Here is a 22,175-nt window from a genome sequence, read left to right as displayed (position 1 = left end):
ATCATTCCTCCGGGGTAGCCCCATTTTGCTGATCCGGACTGAATCGCACCGCCCTCGTCTGTGCGGCGACGCCAACATCGAAAGCTGCGCGCAGATGTCGATGCTGCCGCGGATCCTTGCGATCGTGCCGACCGCACAATTTCGCCGTTTGCGTCTCTGGCGCATCGCGCCGGTCTTCGACTAAGAATATCGACGCAATGTCCCAGATGAGGGGCGATCGCCGTCCAGTGAGAAGCTCCGAAACTCGATCCCGAGTTGCTTGAGCCGCTCTATACCGGGAACCTCTGGCGCCGGGTGCACGAGCCCAAGGATGGAGTCGGATCGGAAGGGGGACATGCAGGGCCTCAGCTGCCTTGAGGACGCCACTGACAAGCTGCCAGGGCACGGCGACCCCGCGCTCCGCCGGCGCGCCAACGCCCCGCCTGAACAAGGACGAGGCCCGCAACGCGCTGGCGCGGGCGATCTTCTTCAACCGCCTCGGCGAGATGCGCGACCGCACATTTGAGAACCAGGCATACCGCGCCTCAGCGCCGAACCTGTTGGTGTCGGCGGTCATCCTCCGGAACACGCGGCACCTGCAGGCTGCGCTCGAAGACCTCCGGCAACGAGGGACCGACGTTCAGGCCGAGTTCGTGAAGCACGTCGCGCCGCTAGGGCGGGAGCATGTCGCTCTGACGGGGGACTACGTCTGGGGCGCCGATCCGACGCCTATCGACGGCTTGCGGCCGCTGCGCCGGCCCGTCTCACTACTCGCCGCTTAGTTCCTGATCCGTTCTTTCGAGCGGTGCGTAACGCCCACTTTCGTGTCGTCACCCCTTGATGCTGTCGGTCATGCTCAGGTGGTAGACCTGAACGTCGGTCACCTCCAGTTCGAGCGTTGCCGGGGTCGAACTGTCGTAGGCGGTGTGCCAGCCAGACGCGCTGCTGTTGGCGATGCTCAGATTAATGAGCAGGGTCACGGCACCGGTTGGCACGTTCGTCGTGACGGCTCGCTTGAGCACGCCATCGAAATAGAACTTGATCGACACACCCGGTTTGTACTCCACGCCCCAGACGTGGTAGTCGGCCGACAGGTCCACACCAGCGTCGAAGAACTGCTGGTCGTTGGTGGGAGCCAACAAAGCGTTGGCCAGCACTCGGTTGCTTGACACGGAGCCGTTGAGGAACCCGCCCTCCTGCGTGTCGATCTCGGCCCCGCCCTCGAGATGCCAGAAGCCTGGCCATCCGCCAGTGCTGACGTCCGGCTGCTTCATGCGTATCTGGGCGTAGCCACCGGCAAACGTGAACTTGCCGTGCGTGCAGATAGCGCCCGACTTCCACGTGTACCCGGCGAACCGGTTGCTTCTCGTCGCAACGATCTTCAAGCCTGATGGGCCAGTGCTGACCTGAGCCGGGTCAAAGTACTCAGCGTTGAACCCGCCAGCGTTCATCGCGGAGTACGGCGATGGCACGCTCTGCTGCCAGATACCGTTCTGGTCCGCGATCGCCGGTATCCACTTCGTGGAGTCGAGCGAGTGCCCGGTGAAGGTGTCCTCGAATATCAGCTGACTGGTAGTGTACCCAGCCGGCGGTGGCAGCGACGATCCACTACCTCCACCACTCGTGCCGCACGTGACGATCGTGAGCGCTGTGAAGGAGACGATCATGAGCGCTGTGAAAGAAATGTACTTCGATATACTTTTCATATGCCCTCCTCGTATCGAGGGGCTTGACCAAGATGCGATTGCAATGGTCGCCGCCGCTCACCAATGGCACAGCCAATCTCATAGCGAAACGACGAGGATTGGTTACCTCGGCTGTATTGTGCCTCGTCAGGTGGGCCTCGATGCGACCATAGGGCACGAGGTTTAGAGGTCTCAGTCGGTTTAAGGCGGCATTATCCAGCGAGGTAGTCTTGGGGCGGTGTGTCGATGCCGATCCTCGGGAGGCACCTCTTTATTCCCGCGATCAGGCCTTGATCGAGTGATAAAGTCTGCATGGCCGAACGAAGATCGTTGCGATGCCGCCCTCCGAGCGGGGCCCTCGCCAAGTCACTGCCAACAAATCCTGCACCGGTGTCATTGGATGGTTCCTGCATGCTCAAAGTGTTCCTAAGAGATTCGGCTATCAGGCTATATGTGCTGACCGCCAAGCTCGGCCTGCAGCGTCTTCCGCTTTTCCACCGCGCCTATCTTGCGTTTTATCCCCTCTACAAAGGGTATTTTGAAGCAGGCCCGATCGATCAGCTCAGGGAATTCGTGCCAGACGGATCGCTGGTCATCGACGTCGGCGCCAATGTCGGCTTCTTCTCGCTCCGCTTTGCTGAATGGGTCGGCGATGGCGGAAAGGTGATCGCCATCGGCCGGAGGACCAGAATTACAGCGGCCTGATTTCCGCGCTCGAGCGCGCGGGCCTTCTTGGCCGCGTCGAGGCGCTGAGGGTGGTCGCCGCCGGCGAGCCCGGCACGACCTTTCTCGAAATCAACCCGCTTTCCCCGGCCGACCACAAGCTTTCCCGGAACGGCACCGGCGTGCCGGTCACCGCCGTGACGCTCGACGGACTGCTCGCGGACAAGGGACCCCGGCGCCCGGCGCTCGTGAAAATCGATGTGCAGGGCGCCGAACTGCTGACGCTTCAGGGCATGATCGAGATCCTGAGGTTCGCCCGGCCGGCCCTGTTCGTCGAACTTTCCGACCAGGGATTGAACAAGTTCGGGGCGTCGGTTTTGGTAGTCCTGCGTCTCTTGGCGGATAACGGATACGAGGCATACTAGTTGACACGGACCGGGCGCCGAAAGGCAAGCCAATCCGCGATTGAGGCCAGAACAACCGGCACCAAATCTGCCGATGTGCTGTTTCTCCCTGACAGGTCCGCGAACCAGCGCTTCGCACAGCCCCTTGAACTGAACGCCGTTCGTTAGCCTCTTTCGGAAAACCGGCTTCCCCGCTGCGAAGCTTCGTCGTACTTCTGAGCGACGGTGGAATCGCGCATCAGGTCGTCCGAGAATTTCATCGCGACTTCCATGGGCGGCCTTGGCAGCGCCTTGGTATGGTAGCGCTGGATTTCGGATTTCCCGGTCGCATTTGCTCGCTCACGACGTTCGCCGTGAATCCAGGGCGAACTGCGCAACCAGGCGCCAAGCTCCACCTCGTGGCCATCTGCTAACCGGTTGGCGTGTTCCTTCGCTGCATCGTCGTCCGTGCAGGCGAGGTTGACCCCGCCCATGAATTGGCCGTGTTCGTTCAGAACGTAGCCACGATAATGCGGCATCCCTTGACCCCGATCGGCGACAACATTCGAAATTTAGAGTAGCCATCCACCGGCAAAACCGGGGCTTCAGACTTGAGCCTCTCAAAGCGGCTCAAGGGTGGAGGCTCACGAAGGCGAAAGTCGGACTCCCGGAAAGGTCAAACTGCTACTGTCTCCCCGGCAAGGCCGGGGATCTCCCACACTGTTTAGGGTCGATCGCCGTCCAGCGAGAAGCTCCGAAACTCGATTCCGAGTTGCTTGAGCCGCTCTACACCGGGAACCTCTGCCGCCGGGTGCACGAGCCCAAGGATGGAGTCGGATCGGAAGGGTAGGGGGACATGCAGGGCCTCAGCTGCCTTGAGGACGCCACTGACAAGCTGCCAGGGCACCGGGACGGCGCGCAGTGTTCTGCCTTGTGACGCGGCGATCTCTTTCATGAGCCGTCGGAACGGCACCGGTTCGGGGTTGGCCAGCCCTACCGGTTCCGGCAGGGGCATGTCCGACTCGGCAATACGCACCATGGCGGCTGCCAGGTCCGCCTCATGCACTGTGAACTGGTGGGAGCGCGCCCCGATGAGAGGTGTGACCGGCAGGTTGGTGAGCTTTCGGAGCGCACCTGCCATCCCGCCCCAACCGGGGCCGTACACTAGTCCGAGGCGGGTGGAGACACCCCCCAGACTGCTGGCGGTACGCTCGCAGGCCAGCTTCGCCTGGCCGTATAACTGTCGGGTTCCCTTATAAGCGGACATCGAGGAGATAAAAATGACCCGGCGAACCCCTGCGTCGGCGGCATTGCGCAGGAGGTGCTGCGAGCCGGACACATTGACACCCCACACATCGCCGGCGTTGACGAGAGTCAGGTCCCATGCACCGTGGATGAGCACATCTAGGTCGCTGAATGCGGCCCCCGACGGCGGGCGCTTGATCTCGTATGGGCGCCACTCGGCGACGCCGACCATTGCGGCGGCAGATTCGGAGGTCACCCGGTTCGAACGGGCGAACGCGATGACCTCATGCCCTTCTTCGGCGAAGGCGGCACGCAGGATGGTCCCGACATATCCGTTGGCTCCGGTGATACCGACCCGCATTAAACCCTCAACCCGTCAGCTGCATCGCTTCGCAGGCGATGCGATGAGAATTGGCCATCACAGTCAGGGTGAAGGTAGTAGCTGGAACATTTGGGAAAACCGACCCGTCGATGAGATGGATCCGGTCCCAGCGCGCCAGCCGCCCGAGGCGGTCTGTCGTCGAATTCCCAGAATCCGGCTCACTGGCGTGGGGAAAGCTGCCGCCAAAGTGGTAGCTCTTGGCCCCGCCCGACCACAGCATCTGCGGCGTGACTGGCCACAAGTCCAGGTAAGGTGCCGCCCTGCGGATCCGCTTTATTACGTCAGGGAGCATCGGAGGCACGTCCTTGCCCCTGACCGTGGCCTCGCTGAAGCCCTCCGAAGTGAGGGTGATCTGGGGTAGCTCATCAGGAGCTGCGGACACCTGGGCGGTGACCCGGACCTTGGGTGATGCCCAGGACGGCAAATAGCCCAGGCCTACCGTCAACCGGCTCAGGAGCCGATCCGTCGCGAAGGCGGCGGCGCGGTGTTGGAGGAGGCCGGGCAGCGCATCGTAGTATGCCTGGTTGAATGGATAGAAGTGAATCTGTGAGACATCGAAGCCCTCGTCGTCCCGGCCGATGACCATGTTGAACTGGTTGAGTGTGAACTCGCGCCTTGTACGTGGGTCGGGGGTCGGCTTCATGGAAATCATTGGGAGAACGAACTGAGCCGATTCCGAAAGATGTACCGGCTGGTCCGATCCGAGCGAGCCCAGGATCAGCCGGGTGGTCCCGATTGCTCCGCAGCCCACGAAGACCCGGTCGGCTGTGAATCGCTGGATCCGGCCGCTGGACAGCTCCCGGGCCTGCACGACGGCCGTGTCGCGCTCCTGGTCGACTCGCACCGCGAGCAGCCCGCTGTGGTAGTCGATCCTCCCGCTACGCCTGAAGCGATCGAAGCTGTGCGAGGCCGAAAAGATCAGCGACCGCGGGCACCCAGTCATGCATAGGCCGCAGGGCTGGCATTCGGGCGCTGAGAAGGCGAGGCGGGCGCGGCCTATCGTTATTCCCGTGGAGCGCACACGATCGCGGTGCCGGTCGTAGTTGGCCAGGACCATCTGAGTCCGCGGCGCCAGCGGCGGAAGCGGGTCCGGGGATCCGATGAGCGGGAACCACTCCTCGAGATCGTCGGACTCTCCAGCGAAAGGAATGTGACCCAGGATGGTCCGGTAGTGCTCTTCCATATCCGAGAAGTCGAACGGCCATCCCTTGAACGTGGCGGCGCTGAAGGGCATGATCTGGGCCCCCCAGACATTGCTGAACCCCCCGTAGGCGCTTGATATGACAGCCGAGTTGACTCTACCCTGGGAGTGGACGCCGTCGAGTTGGCCCCTGTTGACAAAGGGGAAATCGGATCCGTAGCTTCTCTTTTCAGGTAGCGAATCGGACCGGACCTGCTTGGGCTGCAGGCTGACCCGGCGGACGTCCTCCGCATCCCAGTCGTCGACACGCAGCTTTGACAGCCTGGAGATTATCTCCTGCGTCTCCGCATCGAGCACGGTGCCTGGATCGAACACGGTAATCTTCTCGTCCGGCTTCTCGGACAGCGCCAATACGGCGGCGGCTGCAGCCGGACCCGAACCAATGATTATCGAAGACGGCATTTACTTCCCGCGCCTACCGCCTTGCGCGGCCGTGTCCAGGATCTGCTTGGTTGCCTGTTGGCGCCGCCGGCGCAAGCGCCGCACCAGCTCGATCCGGCCGGCGACGTGGCCTGCCGCGGCCAGCCCCACGCCAACGACTATCGCCGCGGACCGGGCCAGCCCGTGGGCGTCACCCTTGGCCGCTTGCAAAATCTCCCGCGGTACGCCCTTGGTCAGCGCGTACCAGACGAAGCGGGCCTCTGCGCCCAGAGTAGCGGCGTCGCCCATCTGGGAAAAGGCCTCGACCTTCCCCTTGTTGACGAAGAAGCAGCGGCGCCAGAAGTACTTCCAGGTCGGCCGTGAGGCGGGTACAAAGTGGCGGACGGTCGCCGCCGGTTCATAGATGACCGCCTCACTGCCCTTGATGTGCGCCACGCGGTGGCACATGTCCATGTCGTCGTGTTTGTCGGAATGGAACCCTCCCACCTGCTCGAGAAGGGTTCGCCGCACCGACATGTTGGCTCCTATGAGGTGAGCCAAAGGGCCTCGGCTGGTCGGAAGGCCATCATAGGCACATCCGAACACCCAGTCGAACTGCACAGGGAACCAGGCCGGGCGGCTAGCCTCGAAAACCGGTATGGGACGCCCGCCGACGGCGCCGATGCGCTCATCCTGGTACGGCTCGGTGAGAATCTCGAGCCAATCCTTGTCGGCCGCTGCATCGTCATCCAGGAACGCCAGGATCTCTCCGGCAGCTGCCTCGGCTGCCGTGTTTCGGGCCGACCCCAGGTGCCCGTCATACTTGTTCTGGATCACCCGTAGCGGAGGGGTGGATGTGGCGAGGTCGGCCCAGTAGGCGGAACAACGGCGGAACAGGGGCTGGTCGACGCATACGATGATCTCGCAGGGTTGCAAGGTCTGCTCCTGAACCGAGGCCACCGACTGAAGCATCAGCTCCCATCTGTCCTCGGTGTAGGCACAGATAATCACCGAGATCGTAGGGGGGGGCGGGACCTGCCGGCGTTCGCTGCTGACGCCATCCTCGGGCTGCCCGGTTTTGGATCCAGGCTGACCGGTTGTGGCAACGGCAACGTCATGACCGCGGCGGGCGAGATCGATACTTAGGTTCCGGACATGGCCCCGCTGGCCAACGCCAATCGGCGTATAGGATTGCGCAAGCATCAGAATACGCATCTAGGAATTCTCCCGACTTGAGCTGCCAATATCTGCCCAAACTCTTCGACAGACGGTGCGATGGTCTTGGTTTTTGAAAAGCCAGGCTTCCACGCGGGATTCGGCCTACCCGGAAGCCGGTTTTCAGCATAAAAAGCCACCAACCAGGGCTGAGGTTTGCGCCACAGAGGCTCGAGGCGGCCGCCGACGCCAGGCACGCGCGGGTGGGCGTAGGGCATCAGCAACTCGTCCAGCCAGCGCTCATCGGCGCTCGCATGGTCATCGAGAAACCGCTCTTGCAGCGCGCCCGGCGCGAGATCGAGGGTACAAACCCGCAGGTCAGATAGTGGTTGTTTACGCCGGCCACGAAGAACGGCCTGCCGTCCAACGTAAAGTTCGTTCCGGAAGTCTTGATGAAGGACGTTGCCGACGGACCGTCTGCAGCGCTTGCGACTGCCGGAACGGATACGAACGCGAACACGAGCGCACACAACCACGCCTTGCGCAGTCCGTATTTCGCCCGTTGCCATTCGATAATCATCTCTCCACATGACCCTTGCCGGAGGCGCAGCACAAGAACCCCGAAGGATTACCTCCTCTGACCTCGCACAGCCCGGCGCCGTTCGGGCATAGTGGTGCTTGGCCGCTTCCAGCCGCTCGAGTATGGACCCGTGCTGTCAGGCATCTCCCAATCAAGTGTTCGGCTCCCCACATGGCAAGTCCCCGCAATCGCAGCAGGTGGAAACCATCCTCGCGCTGCGGCTTTCCATCTGCCGCCTTTGGCTCGCCGGCCCGCGGCGGAGTCCAGTGTAGGCGGATCGCCTGAGGTGGTTCTCGTCGAAGCTGTGAGCAGGCGTCCTTTTGAAATCCGCCGTGAGAACAACAATGCGCATTTGCCTGAGTCTCGATCCGTCCCGGCTACTGCGGTGGCACCTCTGGCTGGCAGAAGCGCTTGCTGAGGTGCCCGGCAACGAAGTCTCCTGCGCTTTGGCGGCCGGTAGCCGCCCGCTGCCGTTAATCTGCCGTCTGCTGCTCGAACTCGAACGACTGGTCTATGGCGTTCGCGGGAAAGGCGCCATCGACCCCGTCGAGGCGGCGCTGCGGTGCCTGCCGCCGCCTCCGGCCGACCAAGTGGATGTATTGATCGATTTGAGCGGGGCAGAGTCGCTCCCGGCGGGGCGGCGCGTGCTCACCCCGGTCTTCAACGGCGCACCCGGCGAGATCGGAGTCGTGGCGGCCTGGGTGGATCATCAGGATCTTCTCGTCGACCTGCATGACACGGCGCGCCCGTTGCGGCCGTGGACGGCGCGTCCGGCCAGTGCAGACCGTGAAGTGTTGGCAGCGAGGCTCGACAGCGCCCTTTCCTGCGCTGTGCCGCTGATCCTCAAAGCCCTGTGCGAGGAAACCGGTTCAGCTGCGTCCGGTATCCCCGGTCCACGGATGGCAGTGCCTTCGTTTGGCGCGCTCTCGGCGATTGCAAGGGCGACCGGCACGGTTGCATCGAAGGCGATCGGGCTTTTGGACGTCCTGGCGAGGGGCGGCAGGATGTGGGGGATTGGCTGGCGCTTCGATGAATCGGCGAGCCTGCTCGACAAAGGCGAAGCAGCCTTCCGGGTGCTCACCGGAAATGCCGACAGCTTCCTTGCCGACCCGTTCCCGTTCCGGCATCAGGGGCAGGATTTCATCTTTGTCGAACAGTACCTCTACTCGAAGAACCGGGGGTGCATTGCGGTCGTGACAGTGAACCGGGACGGGACAGCCAGCGCATCCCGGATCGTCGTGGAGGAACCGCATCACCTCTCGTACCCGTTCGTGTTCGAGCAGGATGGGCAGATCTGGATGATCCCCGAATCGGGAGCGGCCAGGAATGTCAGCCTCTATAGGGCGGTGGAATTCCCTTACCGGTGGACGCGGGAGGCCTGCCTCATGGAAGGCATTGAGGGCTACGATACCACGCCGTTCTGGCATGCGGGCGGCTTTTGGTTTTTCGTCAGCCCAAGGCTGTGGAGGTCCACGTCCTGGGATGTCCTCAGCCTCTACCGTGCCGAGAGCCTGACCGGGTCTTGGACGCCCCATGCCGCCAACCCCGTCCTGCTCGATGCCAGGCTCAGCCGCCCCGCAGGCGCCGTCATCCGACACGGCGGACGCACGCTACGCCCGGTGCAAGACTGCGCGCGCGGTTATGGCGGCGCGGTGACGTTCTGCCAGATCGATGCGCTCGGCGCGTCGGAGTTTGCCCAGACCCCGGTCGGTCGCATTTGGTCCGGAGCGTTGGGGTGTCACACCTACAACCGCCGGTCTGGTTTGGAGGTGATCGACCTGTTCGGGCATATCCGGGGTTTGCGAGAGGTCACGACCTCCTATCGTTTGCTGGTACCCGCCGCGCCGGTCTCGGGACCGCTTGGGGTCTCGGGACCGCGTGGGCAGTCCCTCTCTTGGCCGGTCTCGTCCGGGTTAGCTACCCGTAGCCAAGCGGTCGAGCGCAAGGTACCCCGCCTGCGAAGGGCCGGGCGCGCTCGACCCTTTTCGGGCACAGAATAAGCTCGGAAATCACGGCCGAGTGAAGCAGCGAGCCCATCTGCACATCGCAGCTTCTGGCCAGTGGCAATGTCAGCGTTGCGCTGGACGTTCATTTCTTCGCGCCGACGACCTTCGGTGCCTTCTGCACGGCTCGCTCAGTAGAAATTGTCGCTTGTGAGATAGCGCCGACCGCGGGTCGATGGATGTCCTCGCTGGCGTTGAAGGTGGGCCCAGAGGTCTAAGCGGGTTTGGCAATGCTGCCAACACAGCTGCTGAAGGTGATCGATGCCGCTGCCGTACCGTCCGCGCTGGTGGTATGGGCTGGAAATAACCTGAAGGAATACCTCAAAAGAGCTAATCATCTATTGTCTTTTCCTAACCATCCATCGTCCTTCCATTTCAGATATGCATCAGTAATGCTCGCATAACAAACTAAGATTAGGGGGCTGCAAGCGTACCGATCTTCTTTCATCTTATCTTCATTTCATTATGGCCGGGAGTCCGCATATGGTTGGATCAAGCACATTCGTGGATGTGGCGGTCATTGGAGCTGGCCCCCACGGCTTGTCGCTAGCCGCGCATTTGCCTGCGCGCGATGTGGAGCACCAGACGTATCACGCGGCCCATCATCTCGCCCGATACTTATCGGCAGTCCTGGCGCGCTTTCAGCCCGCCCCCCGGGTCCCTTCGTACGACCTCGAAGCGCTGCCATGAACGCCCGTCTTTCCAGCATTGTCGCCCCCATCGGTGCCGCATCGCCGCCTGACCCGATCAATTTCGCGCTGCGGCGATCGTTGACTCTGCCCCGAGTCAGCTTCGTCGTCCCCACGCTCAATGAAGCCGAGAACCTCCCTTGGCTCCTGCCGCGCATCCCCAACTGGGCGCATGAGATCATTATCGTGGATGGTCGTTCGACCGACGACACGGTCGCGGTCGCGCGCCGCCTGCGCGAGGACGTGAAGGTTGTCATGGAGCCCCGGCGGGGCAAGGGCGCTGCACTGCAAGCGGGATTCCTGGCCGCCACAGGCGACATCATCGTCATGCTGGACGCCGACGGCTCCATGGTCCCGGAGGAGGCGATCGTCTTTGTCAGTGCGCTGATGGCCGGCGCGGATCTCGTTAAGGGTTCACGCTTTATCCAGGGCGCCGGCACCGGTGACATGTCGCTGTTCCGGATGTTCGGCAACACGGGACTGACCCTGTTCGTGCGGCTGCTCTATGGCGGTTGGTTCTCCGATCTATGCTACGGATACATAGCCTTCTGGACCAAGCACGTCGCCACGCTGAACTGCGATTGCGACGGGTTCGAGATTGAGACCCTCATCAACGTGCGAGCCTTGAAGAACCACCTCAATATCGTCGAGGTGGCGAGTTTCGAGGCTCCGCGCATCAGCGGTGTGAGCCATCTGCGCGCCCTCCCGGACGGCTGGCGCGTCCTGAAAACCATCCTGCGCGAGAGGGTGCACCCACAGCACAGGCGGAGCGCGACAGCCTGTGATGGCGGTGGACAAACCCGATGCGAATCCTGATGGTTGCCGCCCGCTGCTATCCTCTCATAGGCGGCATTGAAACTCACATCCAGGAAGTCGGTGCCCGCTTGGTGGCGCGTGGCCACTCGGTCGACGTGCTCACCACCGATCCCTCGGGGGAGTTGCCGGTTGAGGAGGAGATGCGCGGCATGCGCGTGCGGCGCGTGCGGGCCTGGCCGAGGGAGCTGGACCTCTATGCTGCGCCCGGCATTTATACCGCGATCCGGCGCGGGGCTTGGGATCTGATCCATTTCCAAGGTTACAACACCTTCGTGGCGCCAATCGGGCTGCTCGCGGCCGTCCGCGGGGACCTGCCGTTCTTCCTGACCTTCCACAGCGGCGGGCATTCCTCCCGGCTGCGCAACGCCGTGCGCGGCACACAGCACGCGCTGCTCCGGCCGCTGGTGGCCCGGGCCGCGCGGCTGATCGGCGTCTCCGAATTCGAAGCCGACTTCTTCAGCGTGAGGATGGGCGTGCCGCGAGAACGGTTTGTCGTCATCCCGAACGGCGCCGCGATGCCGGCTCCGAGCCCCGGCATGAAGGTCGATCCGCACCTGATCGTCTCGGGCGGCAGGCTGGAGCGCTATAAGGGCCATCACCGGGTGATTGGGGCCTTGCCCGAACTGATCCCCAGGGTACCGGACGTGCGACTGCACATCGTCGGAACAGGCCCGTACGAGGGAGAGTTGCGGCGCCTCGTCGCGACGCTCGGCCTCGAGAAGCGGGTCACTATCGAAGCTATCCCCGGATCCGAGCGGCAGAAAATGGCAGACCTTCTGGCGAGCGCCGCGCTATTCGTGCTGTTCAGCGACTACGAAGCCCATCCGGTTGCCGTCATGGAAGCCCTGTCGCTGCGCCGTCCGGTCCTTGTCAGCGACACGTCCGGGTTGAGGGAGCTGGCCGCCAATGGCCTATGCAGGGCGATTCCGCCCGACGCCGGTCCGAAAGAGCTGGCCGCCGCCATGGCCGAGGAGCTGAGGGCACATCGGGAGGTCCCGGATTTGGCGCTGCCGGACTGGGATGCCTGCGCTCAAGCGCTGAACGACGTCTACTGTGAGGTCCTTAGCAGCCGATCCACGGTCCGCTTGCCCTCCGGCGGCGTGACATCGTGGCCTCCTGCGACGAGGGCATGATGCTGATGATGCCGGCTCATTTCACCGCGGGAACTAGGATCAACCCGCTCCAGGCCGGGATAAGGTTCGTCTCGGCCGTTATCGGTCCCGACCTTCGCGGGGGCAGTGCCGATGCCCCGCCGCAACGGGCCAACTCCGGATGGATCGCGGTTCTGTGCCTGACGGTCGCTACGGCTCTGCTCCTGGTCGTGGCCGGGCACGCCGCTGGGCGCCGGGGCTATGACGTGGCGCCGCTGTTCTTCTGGTCCGGTGTCGTCCTCCTCGTCGTCCCGACCAGCCTTCGCATAGCTTGGCCGACAACAGCCAGGGGCGAGCGCCTGTTCCTCCTGTTCCTGCTTGCCGAAGCCCTGTTCCTTTGCAAGAACCTCTATTCCCCGACGAGCTTCAGCGGTTACGACGAGGTCTTGCACTGGATCGCGGCCGAGGATCTCATCACGGCCCGCCGGCTGTTCCTGTCCAACCCGCTTTTCCCGATCGGGCCAACGTATCCCGCCCTGGAAATCCTGACGACGGCGATCGTCGATCTGACGGGACTGCCCTTGTTTGTGGCGGGGACGCTCTTGTTGGCCATCCTCAAGGGCACGTTCATCGGTGCCCTGTTTCTGTTCCTCGAAAGCATCGCCGGATCGCCGCGTATCTCGGCCATCGCCTGTCTGGCCTATATGGGCTGCTCAACCTTCTTCCTGTTCGACTCGGCGTTCTCCTACGGGAGCCTCGGCATTGTGCTGTGCGTGCTGACCTTCGCGGTCGAAGCTGCGTCCAAGGATCTCGTTGGGGGACCTAGGCTGAAGTCGCTCGGGCTGATTGCCTTGCTGTTGGCAAGCCTCGCGGTCACGCATCACCTCTCTGCCGCCTTCGCCGCCATCTATTTCGGAGCGCTGGCGGCCCTCGAGGCTTTGCGCCGGCACGATCCCCTGCGCATCAAGACCAGCACTGCCGTGGGCCTCGCGGCGATCCTCGCCATAGCCCTGCCGTTCCTGTGGGTGCAGGCCCGTGGCATCCCTCTCACAGGCTATCTCGGCCCGGTAATCGAGTCCGGCTTCGACACATTGCTCGGGTACATCATGGGCGCGCCCATCCCGCGGTCGGAGCACCTCGGAACGCCGGACAAGGCCCTCTACATGCGGCTGACCACCTTGCTGGCGCTCCTGCTCGTGGCCCTCGGACTGGCAACGGGATTCTTTCGGTCGCTGGCCATGGCAGCGCCCAGTGGTGCGCGGTCCGGTTGGCGTCCGATCCAGGACATTCTCGAACGCCGCTGGCGCGATAGCCGCCTCGTGCTCCTCAGCTTGCTGGCATTCGGGCTCCCAGTCTCGGTGGCCTTCCGACTGACCGTCGCCGGTTGGGAAGTCGGCAACCGCATGGCAACATTCGTGTTCATCGCCGTCGGGCTGGTCGTCGCGGTCAGCATCGTCCACTTCTGGCAGGGCCGCACGCCACGCGGGTGGCGCCGCATCGCACCGGCCGTTGCTCTGGTGATCATCGTCCTGGGCGGCGTCACGAGCTCTTCGATTAATCCGATCCATGGGCGCTACAGGGTGGCCGCAGATCAGGAATCGATCGAGCCGATGGGGATCGAAACGGCACGCTGGGCCAAGGAATGGCTCGGTGCCGGCAACCGCTTCACCACCGACCGCATCAACCGCCTTCTGCTTGCGGGCTACGGCCGGCAGGACGTCAGGGCCATCATCGTCGAAGGCGTCGATCCCGCGCGCATATTCGAGGACGAGACATTGGGGCCCGACGAGTTTTGGTCCTTGGCGCGAAGCGACGTCGATTTCCTGCTGGTTGACCTGCGCCTGACGACGGCTCCGCCGGTGCTCGGCTTTTACTTCCAGCCGTGGGAACCGCGGCAGGGAGCGCCGCTCTCGGGCGCAGCGCTGCTCAAGTTCAATGACGTCAAGGGCGTCACCCGCATCTACGACAACGGCTGGATCGTCATTTATGACGTGAGGGGATTGCATGAGAATTTGTAGCAAGTGGGACCTTCTGGCCGCGTGCCTGTGGGCGGGGGCCGCGGTGGCGGCCGTTGCGGTCAGCGACAGCTTGCTCCTCCGTACTGCCCTGGGCGCGCCTATGGTGGTCCTTGTCTCGGGCCACACGGTGCTGCGGGCCATTGGCGTCAGGACCACCTCCGCGTTGCAACACCTCGTCTACGCGGTCGGAGCAAACCTAGCCGCCGGCATCGCCGGGGGCTTTGCCCTGAACGCCGCAGGCTTCCTTACGCCGCTCGGCTGGGCGGTGTGGTTCTGGGCCGTGACGGTCGCCGCGGCACTGGTTGCCGCCGGCCGCCGCGACACTCCCGATCTGCCAGCCTGGCCTGCTCCGGCGCGGGTCCGGATCTGGCAGGGGGCCGCGCTCATGTTAGCGGTGCTTGTGGCGACCGGAGCCTACGCGCTGGCCGTCCGGGACGAAGCGGCCTACCGGGAATTCAAATACACCGCGTTCTGGTTGTTGCCGTCGGCCAGTGGCGAGTCCGGCCGGATCACCGTCGGCATCAGGAGCGCCGAGACTCAACCTCAGCGATTCGACGTGGAAGTTACTCTCGACGGGCAACCGTTCGCCATCTTCCGATCGCTCACCATCGCGCCGGGCGACACCTGGGCGCGGCAAATCCCGGTGCCCGTCTTGGCCACCCCGCAGAAGGCGGAGGCGCGGCTCTATCGACCGGCAGACAACCGGCTCTACCGCAGCGTTTCGACGCTGGTGCCGCGCATCTGAAACGAGGCTCGACCATGCGCATCCTGCTGCTGTCGCAGTTCTATCCTCCGGTGATCGGGGGAGAGGAGCGGCACGTCCGCAATCTCGGCGCGGCGTTGGCGCAGCGGGGCCATCATGTCAGCGTCGGGACCTTGATGCATCCCGGATCGCCCGAAACCGAGCTGGACGGCGCAGTCCGCGTGCATCGCCTGCGCGGCACGCTCCAGCGTCTGTCGGGCCTTCACACCGATCCCGAGCGCCGCCACGCACCACCCTTCCCGGATCCCGAACTGGTACTAGCCCTGAAGCGGCTGGTCGCCCAGGAGAGGCCGGACATCGTCCACGCCCATAACTGGATCTACGCGTCCTTCCTGCCGGTCAAAGTTCTCAGTGGGGCACGCCTCGTGGTCACGCTCCACGATTACGGCCTTGTCTGCGCCAAGAAGAACTTCATGCACTTGGGCGCCCATCTCTGCAGCGGCCCAGCGCCGGCCAAGTGCCTGCCTTGCGCCACAGGGCATTACGGGGCGGTGAAGGCAGCCGCGACCACCTTGGGCAATAGGGCGTCGAGCTTCGCCGCTCGACGCGTGGTGGACCGCTTCATCGCGGTGAGCCAAGCGGTGGCGCGTCACACCGGACTGACCGAAGGCCGCGCCCCCTACGAGGTCATCCCCAACTTCGTGCCCGACGATGTCGGGGTGCTTGGCCCGGAGGATTCCTGCCTGCGGGAGCTACCCCGGGATGAATTCATCCTGTTCGTCGGTGACATGACGCGCCTCAAGGGCATTGACGTTCTCCTGCAAGCCTATGCCGGCCTGGAGCGGGCGCCGCAGCTGGTCCTGATCGGGCGCCGGGTCGCCGATACGCCAACCGAATTCCCGCCGAACGTTCGACTCTTCAGCATGTGGCCGCATCCCGCCATCATGCATGCATGGCGGCGCTCACTGTTCGGCGTGCTGCCATCGCTGGGGCCCGAAGCCTGCGCGACAGTGATCATTGAAGCGATGGCGTCCGGCAAGGCTGTCGTTGCAACCGACGTCGGCGGCATGCCGGATCTCGTCGACCATGGCGAAACAGGCGTTCTCGTACCGAGCGGCGACCCGCATGCCCTGGCCCACGCGATGCAGACACTTCTGGAGGACCGCGCCTTGCTGGCCCGCCTGGAGGCGACAAGCCTCGCCAGGGTTGGGCGCCTCAAGGCCGGAGCGGTCGTGATCCGGATTGAGCAGGTCTACCGGGACGTCCTGCGCCCAACCGCCAGCAGGTCCGTGGTGCCGGCGCACCAAGGTTCGGGAGAGCCATCATGCCGGTAGGCCTCGTCGGGACGGCCACTATTCGCGCCCGACGAGAGCTTCGAAAGAGCGCCGCGCTCGTTCTGAATTCCGGCGCTCTGGCGATCGGAACGATTACAGCGGCCGGTCTTGGGTTTGTCTATTGGTGGCTCGCGGCCCGGCTGTTTCCGCCGGAGGTGATCGGCAAGGCCTCCGCCCTCCTGTCTGTGATGGCGCTCGTCGGCCTGCTGGGGGAGGGCGGGCTCGGGACCCTGCTGATGGGTGAAATCGTACGGCATCCCGGCAAGGGGCGCGGCCTCGTGGCCGCTGCAGCGTCCGTCGGAGTGGCGCTGGCGATCGGCCTGGCCTTGTTGTTTGTCTTCGGGGAGGCGTACCTCAACAGCTCGACCGGGCCGATCGACGGTTGGTTCGTGGGCGCTGCGTTTGTCCTCGGCTGCGGCCTGACCGTTCTCGGCATCGTGGCCGACACGGCGTTCATGGGCAACCTGCGCAGCACCGGCAGGATGATCCGGCAAGTGCTGTTCTCCACGTTCAAGCTGATGCTGCTCGCCGTCGCCGCGGCCGCTGGCTACACCTCCAATGCCGCGCTTCTTCTGAGCTGGGCGGCTAGCCTGGTGGCGTCCTGTATCGGCGTCGATCTCTTGACCCGGGGCGGTGCGCGTCGCCTCGTCGGGCCTCCCGATTTCCAGCTGCTCCATACGCTCCGAAGCAAGGTCTTCGACCACTACGCGCTCGATGTCGCCTCGCAGGCACCACTCGTCATCATGCCCTACCTTGTGCTGGTTCTCCTGTCGCCGATCACAAATGCCGCCTTCATGCCGTTGTGGATGCTGGTCTTCACAGCCTCTTTGATTCCAGCAGCCATGGCCACGATCCTGTTCCCCGTGGTCAGAACAAGCCCGAAACAATCCAGACACAACATCCTTGTGTCGCTGTCGGCGTCATTGCTCTTCTCGCTGGCCTGTGCCGTCGTCGTCTTCACCTATTCGCAGGAGATCCTTGCCGTCTTCAATCCGGTCTATCCTGAGATCGCCGGTTCGAGCCTGCGCTTCCTCGGCTTCAGCCTGTTGGGATCAACGCTCAAATTTCATGCCTGTACGCTGGCGCGGTTGGGCGACAGGATGCGCAAGGCATCTCGCTGGTTCGCGCTTGGCGGATTGCTGGAGCTGTGCTTCGTGGTCGCGGGGGCGAAGCTTGGTGGACTTCAAGGCCTGGTCCTGGGCTGGACGCTCGCCACCAGCATCGAGGGCGTGTGCGGGGCCCTGACTTTGGCCTTCGCAATAAAACTTGATTCTGCCGCCGGCCCTGTGCACGAAGAACCGCCCCCCTCGCCGCTCCAGACTTGAGATCTCGTCCATGGCGGCCATGATGCGACCCTTGGGTTCGTGTTTGGAGGCGACGCAGATGTGGCGGCGATCTGGACGGAACTGAGTTGGCGCACCGGAGCCCATTGACCGCCAGATACTCGGCGCTTCGCATCCGCATTGCCGACGGGCCGCCTTGGCCTCGACCACTTCGAGCGCCGCTCCTGGCAGGGCTGTATCGACACGCGCTCATGGCTATGATCGCTTATGCTTTGCTCCGGCGGCGCCGCCTGAGAGCGGGTGTGGGAAAAAAGAACAGCCGAAGGACCCCCAGCGATGTCCTCGCTGCCGCATCAGGCTTACGACATCGACGCGACCACCTCCAGCATCACCTCCGTCGCGCCGCCGCCGATGGATAGGATGCGGGCGTCGCGCGCCACGCGCTCGATCGGGCTCTCGCGCATGAGGCCCATGGCGCCGTGGAACTGCACGCACGTATACATGACCTCGTTGACGAGTTCGCCGCAGATGGCCTTCACCATCGAGACCTCGCGCAGGCAATCTTCGTCCGCCGCCATGCGCCAAGCGGTGGCATAGAGAAACTGGCGGCCTGCCTCCACCTTCGCAGAGAGCATCGCGAGACGTTCACGGATCGCCTGCATGTCCCATAGGACGCCCCCGAATGCGCGGCGAGCTTTCACCCAGGCGAGGGTCATATCGATTGCCGCCTCGGCCGCCCCTATCGCCATGCCGGCGAGGACAAGGCGCTCGTTCTGGAAGTTGCGCATGATGGAGTAGAAGCCCTGTCCCTCCGCGCCGAGCACGTTCTCGGCGGGGATACGGCAACCATCGAAGACGAGCTCCGCCGTATCGGAGGAGCGCCAGCCGTGCTTGTCCAGCTCGCGGGCGACGCTGAAGCCTGGCGTGCCCTTCTCGACGAGGAACATCGTGATCCCGTGGCTTCCTGCCGAGGGATCGGTCTTGGCGGCGACGCAGTAGAGATCCGCGTGAACGCCGTTCGTGATGTAGAGCTTCGTGCCGTCGAGGACGTAAGAGTCGCCCTCTCGGCGGGCGCGCGTGCGGATGGCCTTCACGTCCGAGCCCGCATCCGGCTCCGTGATGGCGACCGCGGTGATCACCTCGCCGCTGATAATGCGCGGCATCCAGCGGGCCCGCTGGGCTTTGGTCCCGTCGTGAAAGACATGCACGGAAGCCATGTCGGTATGGACCAGCGTCGCGATGGCGACGCCGCCATAGGTCGAGCGCCCGAGCTCCTCGGCGAAGATCGTGGATGCGACCGCGTCCATCTCGGCACCACCATACTCGGCCGGGTAGCGGATGCCGAAGAAGCCGAGTTCGCCCATGCGGCGCAGGATCGGACGGGGAATGAACCCGTCCTCCTCCCAGCGATCCGCACGGGGCTTGATCTCCTCCTCGACGAACCGGCGCACCTGGTCGCGTAAGAGCTCATACTCCCCCGCCGCCCAAGGCAGCCCCGGTCCTCGCGCCGGTACCCAAGCTTTGTCCATCATCTTCATCCGCTCTGCTATGCAGTCCAACGCTGGTTCCCCGAGGCCATTCGGAGGCCTTCCGGTAAGCTAGAGTTCGATTTCCTCTCTCGGTCCTTCCGAGACTGAAGGGGCTCTGGAATCGGCCACCCAGAGCATTCCGTCGATCACTTCCGCCAGTCCGGCCACTGTCGGGCGCTCGAAGAGGTTGCGAAGCTGCACGTCGACGCCGAAGGTCTCCCGCATGCGCGACACCGCCCGCATCACTAGGAGCGAGTGCCCGCCCAGGGCGAAGAAGTTGTCGTCACGGCCGATCGACTCGACCTTCAGGAGATTGCACCACAGCGCGGCCAGCGTCTTCTCGGTCTCCGTCGAGGGGGCGGCGAAGCCTTGTGCAGGCTGGATGTTTTCCGCCGTCGGCTCGGGAAGCGCGGAGCGGTCGATCTTGCCGTTGGACGTGAGCGGCATCCGTTCGAGGCGAACATAGTGCGTCGGAATCATGGACTCCAAGAGTTCTTCGGCGAGGTGGGCGCGCAAGTCCGCCACGGTCAGGGGTTTCGACGAGACATAGTAGGCCACAAGTCGTGCGATGCCGTCTTCGGCCGCTGGCGGTTCGACATAGCCGATTTGGGCCATAATCTCCTTGATGCGGGGTACGTCCAGCTCGTCGTTGAGTTCGTCAATGGCTTCATCGCGCGTCTTCTGGCCGAGACGCACATCCCAGCTGTAGGGAAGGGCGTAATTGTGATGGCCCCGCTGCTTCTTATGAACGTAGATGCCGACATCGTTGATGAGGCAGTTCGTGGAGCGTCCTGTATCCGCAGGCCGATCCCATCCCGCCTGCGTCTTCAGGAAGTCGAGCATGTCCTCCAGAGGGACGCTCCAGTAGCGGTAGAAGTCGATGAACTTCACTTCCTCGAATACTGAGTCGTTCCGGAAGGCATCCACGTCGAGATAGCGCGACACAGCATCCTCGCGGCGGTGATACTCCTTGCGCGCCTCGGCGATGAGCGCGTCCAGACGGGCCGGATCGTAGTCGTCCCGCTTGAAGACCTCTTCGGTCAGGCGCGTCTCAAAGAACTGGCCGCGGGACAACCCCGTCACGATGTACCCGATCCCTTGTTCGCGGGCGACGTTTGTGGCCAGGGTGTAGATCGTCTTGAAGCAACCGTTGCAGACGTTCGCGAACCGTTTCAGGCTGTCGACGAAGATCTCGTTCATATGCGGCGTGCTTCCCCAGTGGTGATCCACGCCGAGGGAGTTCACGAGCCGCCTGATATTGGCCTTGGCTCCTTCCGAAATGAAACCGTTGTCGAGGGTGAAGGTAAGCGGCTTCACCCCCATGGCGACGAGCTTGCACAGCATAAAACTGCTGTCTTTGCCGCCGCTCAACAGCACGATGCAGTCGTAAGGTCCCTTTCGGTTAGCCTGCATCTCCGCGATGAGAACCTGGAGGTCATCCGATGTCTTGAAATAGGTCTGCGCCTTGTCGACATAGGTGTCGAAGGCCCGGCATAAATTGCAGACGCCTGCTGCATCGAATGTCGTGCCGGGCAGGCCGGACTCAACACCGCACCGTTCGCAATAACGCACTTGTGTCACTGGTTTCGCCACCGAGGTGGCGATGGCAGCGACAGCGCATTCCTGAACGTGCGGGTGCTTCAGAAGCCGCGCCTCGATCTCGCCCAGTTCGACACGCGCGCCACCAACCTTCACCTGATGATCGGCGCGGCCGAGAAAGTCCAGGCGCCCTTCCGAGTTCCAGCGGGCGAGATCGCCCGTCTTGTACAGCCGCAGCTTCGAAAACCCATCTCGGGGGTCGGTGACCGTGAAGAAACGCTCGTCGGTCAAGTCAGGGCGATTGAAATAGCCTCTCGCGAGACCGTCGCCGGCAATGAACATCTCACCGATGGTGCCGGCGGCGGTGGGCTGATGTGCCTTGTTGAGGACGTAGATGCCCGCATTGGCGGCCGGAACGCCGATCGGCACCGATGCGGATTGATCCCGGTCGATGTCGAAACGGTGAATCATGCAGCCCACAGTGGCTTCGGTTGGTCCGTACTCGTTGTAGATCTCGATAGGATGGGGGATGGCTTTCGTGATATCGCGAGCCAACTCGGTTTTGAAGTCCTCGCCACCCACGATGAACTTGCGCAGCCTTGTGGTCTCAAGATTGCGGTCGCGGATCATCGCGAGATGTGCCGGCGTCAGCTTCATGATATCGACGACATTGTCGTCGATGACCTTGAGCACGACCATGCTCTGGACTCCGGGATCACCAAGATAGACCACGATGCGGCCGCCGGTGATGAGTGGCGTGAAGAGCGTCGTGACGGTCAGGTCGAAGGCGAGGGATGAGAAAAGGGGCCATGCGAGACGTTCGCCGGAACTGTACACCCGAGCGGCCCACCAGATGTAGTTCACGAGGTTCCGGTGCTCGATCACGACGCCCTTTGGCGTGCCGGTCGAGCCGGAGGTGAAGATGATATAGGCGGCGCCGTCCGGAGTGGCAGCGGACGGTCGGGCCGAGTCCGGCTGATTCAAAATCGACCCGAAATCGGCGTCGAGCACGAAAATGTCGGCAAGGTTCGGGGAAATGACGGATTGCAGGCGCGCCTGAGTGATCACCACGGGCGCGCGCGCGTCGGTCCCGTTGGCAATGTCCTTCAGGATTGTTGCCAGACGCCCCTTCGGCGTTGCCGCATCCACCGGCACATAGGCTGCGCCGGACTTCAGGACGCCTAAGATCGCGACGACGACTTCAATGGAATGCTCCATGAACACAACGGCAATCCGACCCGGCCCCACGCCGGTCGAGCTCAGATGCGTGGCCATCTGGTTGGAGCGTTCGTTGAGCTGCTGGTATGTCAGCGTTGCGTCGCCGAAGCGGATCGCTTCAGCGTCAGGACTACGCGTCGCCTGGTCGCGGAAGAGATCGATGATCGTCCTGTCCGACGGGTAGGGCGCAGCCGTGGCGTTGTACTCGACAACCAGCGCCTGATGATCGGCATCTTTCGGCAGGGGAAGCGCTACGCCCTCTGCCGCAATAGGTAGGACTTCATTCATGAGATACGCTTCCCATCGCGGAAATCAAAAA

General features: G+C 63.5%; 18 protein-coding genes and 1 pseudogene. 11 read left to right on the top strand and 8 right to left on the bottom strand.

Annotation, left to right across the window (positions count from 1 at the left end; genetic code table 11):
- Positions 1-25 precede the first annotated feature (25 nt).
- The gene (locus tag ACWUKX_RS15520) at positions 26-184 is read left to right on the top strand and encodes a hypothetical protein (protein ID WP_456007799.1); all 159 of its coding nucleotides are present in this window, start codon (positions 26-28) and stop codon (positions 182-184) included.
- 204 nt (positions 185-388) lie between these two features.
- Positions 389-761: pseudogene (locus tag ACWUKX_RS15515) on the top strand (Tn3 family transposase); the annotation flags it as partial.
- A 48-nt stretch (positions 762-809) separates the two neighbouring features.
- Here ACWUKX_RS15515 and ACWUKX_RS15510 read toward each other — a convergent pair.
- On the bottom strand, positions 810-1,685 hold the full coding sequence (locus tag ACWUKX_RS15510; RefSeq protein WP_456007797.1) for a glycoside hydrolase family 16 protein: 876 nt from the start codon (positions 1,683-1,685) through the stop codon (positions 810-812).
- A gap of 390 nt (positions 1,686-2,075) precedes the next feature.
- Between ACWUKX_RS15510 and ACWUKX_RS15505 the strand changes: the two genes are divergently transcribed.
- Both ACWUKX_RS15505 and ACWUKX_RS15500 read left to right on the top strand, forming a co-directional pair.
- Positions 2,076-2,369 carry a hypothetical protein gene (locus ACWUKX_RS15505; protein ID WP_456007795.1) on the top strand — a complete coding sequence of 98 codons (294 nt, stop codon included), beginning with the start codon at positions 2,076-2,078 and terminating at the stop codon, positions 2,367-2,369.
- Positions 2,306-2,752 (top strand): FkbM family methyltransferase, encoded by a 447-nt coding sequence (locus tag ACWUKX_RS15500; RefSeq protein WP_456007793.1) that lies wholly within the window; start codon positions 2,306-2,308, stop codon positions 2,750-2,752. Before ACWUKX_RS15505 ends, ACWUKX_RS15500 begins: the two co-directional genes overlap by 64 nt.
- Before the next feature lie 143 nt (positions 2,753-2,895).
- On the opposite strand, the gene ACWUKX_RS15495 is transcribed toward ACWUKX_RS15500, so the two are convergent.
- The 5 genes from ACWUKX_RS15495 to ACWUKX_RS15475 form a co-directional block, all read right to left on the bottom strand.
- Positions 2,896-3,204 (bottom strand): hypothetical protein, encoded by a 309-nt coding sequence (locus tag ACWUKX_RS15495; RefSeq protein ID WP_456007791.1) that lies wholly within the window; start codon positions 3,202-3,204, stop codon positions 2,896-2,898.
- Between the two features lie 230 nt (positions 3,205-3,434).
- Positions 3,435-4,316: an NAD-dependent epimerase/dehydratase family protein gene (locus ACWUKX_RS15490; RefSeq protein WP_456007789.1), complete on the bottom strand. Its 882-nt coding sequence runs from the start codon at positions 4,314-4,316 to the stop codon at positions 3,435-3,437.
- A gap of 7 nt (positions 4,317-4,323) precedes the next feature.
- Positions 4,324-5,940 (bottom strand): hypothetical protein, encoded by a 1,617-nt coding sequence (locus tag ACWUKX_RS15485; protein WP_456007787.1) that lies wholly within the window; start codon positions 5,938-5,940, stop codon positions 4,324-4,326.
- On the bottom strand, positions 5,941-7,113 hold the full coding sequence (locus ACWUKX_RS15480) for a glycosyltransferase (RefSeq protein WP_456007785.1): 1,173 nt from the start codon (positions 7,111-7,113) through the stop codon (positions 5,941-5,943). It lies immediately after the preceding gene.
- Between the two features lie 217 nt (positions 7,114-7,330).
- Positions 7,331-7,633: a hypothetical protein gene (locus ACWUKX_RS15475; RefSeq protein WP_456007783.1), complete on the bottom strand. Its 303-nt coding sequence runs from the start codon at positions 7,631-7,633 to the stop codon at positions 7,331-7,333.
- Positions 7,634-7,977: 344 nt separating this feature from the next.
- On the opposite strand from ACWUKX_RS15475, the gene ACWUKX_RS15470 reads away from it, so the two are divergent.
- The 7 genes from ACWUKX_RS15470 (at position 7,978) to ACWUKX_RS15440 (ending at position 17,612) form a co-directional block, all read left to right on the top strand.
- Complete coding sequence (locus tag ACWUKX_RS15470; protein WP_456007781.1) at positions 7,978-9,633, top strand: glucosamine inositolphosphorylceramide transferase family protein; 1,656 nt, start codon at positions 7,978-7,980, stop codon at positions 9,631-9,633.
- Positions 9,634-10,322: 689 nt separating this feature from the next.
- Positions 10,323-11,141, top strand: a complete 819-nt coding sequence (locus tag ACWUKX_RS15465) for a glycosyltransferase family 2 protein (RefSeq protein ID WP_456007779.1) — start codon at positions 10,323-10,325, stop codon at positions 11,139-11,141.
- Complete coding sequence (locus ACWUKX_RS15460) at positions 11,129-12,274, top strand: glycosyltransferase family 4 protein (protein ID WP_456007777.1); 1,146 nt, start codon at positions 11,129-11,131, stop codon at positions 12,272-12,274. Before ACWUKX_RS15465 ends, ACWUKX_RS15460 begins: the two co-directional genes overlap by 13 nt.
- Positions 12,250-14,250, top strand: a complete 2,001-nt coding sequence (locus ACWUKX_RS15455) for a hypothetical protein (RefSeq protein WP_456007775.1) — start codon at positions 12,250-12,252, stop codon at positions 14,248-14,250. Before ACWUKX_RS15460 ends, ACWUKX_RS15455 begins: the two co-directional genes overlap by 25 nt.
- 100 nt (positions 14,251-14,350) lie before the next feature.
- Positions 14,351-14,995, top strand: coding sequence for a hypothetical protein (locus ACWUKX_RS15450; RefSeq protein WP_456007773.1), 645 nt, complete (start codon positions 14,351-14,353; stop codon positions 14,993-14,995).
- Positions 14,996-15,009: 14 nt separating this feature from the next.
- On the top strand, positions 15,010-16,287 hold the full coding sequence (locus tag ACWUKX_RS15445) for a glycosyltransferase family 4 protein (RefSeq protein WP_456007771.1): 1,278 nt from the start codon (positions 15,010-15,012) through the stop codon (positions 16,285-16,287).
- Positions 16,278-17,612 (top strand): hypothetical protein, encoded by a 1,335-nt coding sequence (locus tag ACWUKX_RS15440; RefSeq protein WP_456007769.1) that lies wholly within the window; start codon positions 16,278-16,280, stop codon positions 17,610-17,612. Before ACWUKX_RS15445 ends, ACWUKX_RS15440 begins: the two co-directional genes overlap by 10 nt.
- A gap of 317 nt (positions 17,613-17,929) precedes the next feature.
- Here the strand turns inward: ACWUKX_RS15440 and ACWUKX_RS15435 are convergent, their stop codons facing one another.
- Both ACWUKX_RS15435 and ACWUKX_RS15430 read right to left on the bottom strand, forming a co-directional pair.
- A complete protein-coding gene (locus ACWUKX_RS15435; RefSeq protein ID WP_456007767.1) occupies positions 17,930-19,108 on the bottom strand; it encodes an acyl-CoA dehydrogenase family protein in 1,179 nt (392 codons plus the stop codon).
- Between the two features lie 60 nt (positions 19,109-19,168).
- Positions 19,169-22,144 carry an amino acid adenylation domain-containing protein gene (locus tag ACWUKX_RS15430; protein ID WP_456007765.1) on the bottom strand — a complete coding sequence of 992 codons (2,976 nt, stop codon included), beginning with the start codon at positions 22,142-22,144 and terminating at the stop codon, positions 19,169-19,171.
- Positions 22,145-22,175: the final 31 nt, after the last annotated feature.

Source organism: Mesorhizobium sp. f-mel (genome assembly GCF_053850215.1).
This window is presented reverse-complemented; position numbering and strand designations above follow the sequence as displayed.